The sequence below is a fragment of the Pseudomonas sp. genome (genome assembly GCF_049645325.1).
Classification (GTDB): Bacteria; Pseudomonadota; Gammaproteobacteria; order Pseudomonadales; family Pseudomonadaceae; genus Aquipseudomonas.
In genome coordinates this window covers 1-1732 of record NZ_JBARTQ010000441.1, presented here as the reverse complement: position 1 = coordinate 1732, position 1732 = coordinate 1, and the positions used below count along the sequence as shown (strand labels likewise).

Here is a 1732-nt window from a genome sequence, read left to right as displayed (position 1 = left end):
TGGGCGCGCTCTCCGAACGCATCGGCACCCAGCAGCACTTGTCGCAACAAGCCATGCGATCGATGAAGGCGGCCTCCGGCACCAGCGAGCCGATGAACATGGTGAAAATGAGCCAGGCCCTGTCGCAGTACTCCCTGCAAATGGCAATGACCACCAAAGTGGTGAACAAGAGTGCCCAGGCCCTCGATAAATTGACCAACCTGCAGTAGGCCTTGTGTGAAGTACCCTCGACTACTCTTGGTTTTATGCCTGTTATTGCTGGCCGGTTGCAGCGACGACACCGTGTTGTTTGGCGGCCTGACCGAGCAGGAATCCAACGATGTGATTGCCAAACTGGCCGATGAGCACATCTCGGCCCACAAGCAGATGGAGAAGGTTGGGGTGACCGTGCTGGTGGCGGCTGCCGATATCAACCGTGCGGTGCGTGTGCTCGATGCCGCAGGCTTGCCTCGCCATGCCCGCGCCAGCCTGGGGGAGATCTTCAAGAAGGAAGGGGTGATTTCCACGCCGCTGGAAGAGCGCGCCCGCTACATCTATGCGTTGTCCCAGGAGCTTGAGTCGACCTTGTCGCAAATCGACGGGGTGATTGTCGCGCGGGTGCACGTGGTGCTGCCGGAGCGCATCGCGCCGGGTGAGCCGGTACAGCCGGCCTCGGCCGCAGTGTTCATCAAATACGCCGCATCGGTGCTCGACCCCGACAGCGTGCGCGGGCGTATCCAGCAAATGGTCGCCAGCAGTATTCCGGGGATGAGCCAGGATTCGGCCAACTCGAAAAAATTCTCGATCATTTTTGTGCCGTCGGTGGAGTTCAAAGAGAAGCAGACGCTGGTGAGTTTCGGGCCCTTCCTGATCAACAGTGAGGACGCCGGTTTCTGGAACACGATGGTGATCGCCTTGCCGGTGGGCGGGGCGCTGTTGCTGTTGGTGATTGCGCTGTTGTTGCGCCCTGATTGGCGTGCCGGGTTGTTCGGTCGCTTGCGGCCGGGCCGTTCCGGCTCCAATTACCCGGCGCGCCTGTGACCGACGCCGACTGGGTCAACTGGTGGTGTTGCACCTGGCGCCTGATGCACCCGGGTTGGCAGCCTCGACTCGCGCCGTTTACCCACCTGTCCCGCAGCCGGCACGGTGACCTGCTGAGCTGCCTGGGCATAACACCCTCCCAACCGCCCGCGCCCCACGCTGACGCCATGCACTGGTTGTCGCTCACCGAGCAACAGCAAGCCCAGGCCTTGGCGTTGGCGGAGGCGGTCTGTTTTGGCAACCCGATGTCGCAGGCACCGGTTTCGCCGGAACAATGGGCCTGGTGCCGGGGCCTGGCCAAGGCCTTGCGCCCCGGGCTTTGGCTGAATGGCGAGGTCGTTGATGCGCGGTGCATGCTCGGTGCGTGGTTGGGGGAGGGCTGTTGGTCACGCCTGCGCCTGGCTTGGGCGCCCGATGAGGTGCTGGTGCCGGCGGCGAATTTGCCGGTGCGCAAACTCGATGCCCTGTGGCATGCGGTGTTGTGGAAGGTTTTGACGTGAGGCGTACCCCGGCATGTTAGTGCGTAAAACATTATCCCTTGGCGACAGCCGCGCCGCCCCCGTGGGCCTTGTGCGCCATGAACAATTCAGTGACGCCCAGGCAGCCGTCGACCTGCTGGCGCGCGCGCGGGAGCAGGCGCACGCGCTGCTGCTCGACGCCCAGGATCAGCGCCAGCAGGTGCTCGATCAGGCCACCGCGCAATTCTGGGAAG

Annotated in this window: 4 protein-coding genes; all 4 read left to right on the top strand. The window is 63.3% G+C overall.

Features of this window, described 5'->3' with window-relative positions:
* On the top strand, positions 1–209 hold a 209-nt coding region (gene sctI, locus WBB95_RS19150), incomplete at its 5' end, for a type III secretion system inner rod subunit SctI (RefSeq protein WP_424489009.1).
* Positions 210–216: 7 nt separating this feature from the next.
* Positions 217–1020 (top strand): type III secretion system inner membrane ring lipoprotein SctJ, encoded by an 804-nt coding sequence (gene sctJ, locus WBB95_RS19145; RefSeq protein ID WP_424489008.1) that lies wholly within the window; start codon positions 217–219, stop codon positions 1018–1020.
* Entirely contained in the window at positions 1017–1520 is a 504-nt protein-coding gene (locus tag WBB95_RS19140; protein WP_424489007.1) for a type III secretion protein, read from the top strand. The genes sctJ and WBB95_RS19140 overlap by 4 nt, the downstream gene beginning before the upstream one ends.
* A 13-nt stretch (positions 1521–1533) precedes the next feature.
* A partial coding sequence (locus WBB95_RS19135; protein ID WP_424489006.1) for an HrpE/YscL family type III secretion apparatus protein occupies positions 1534–1732 on the top strand: 199 nt, incomplete at its 3' end.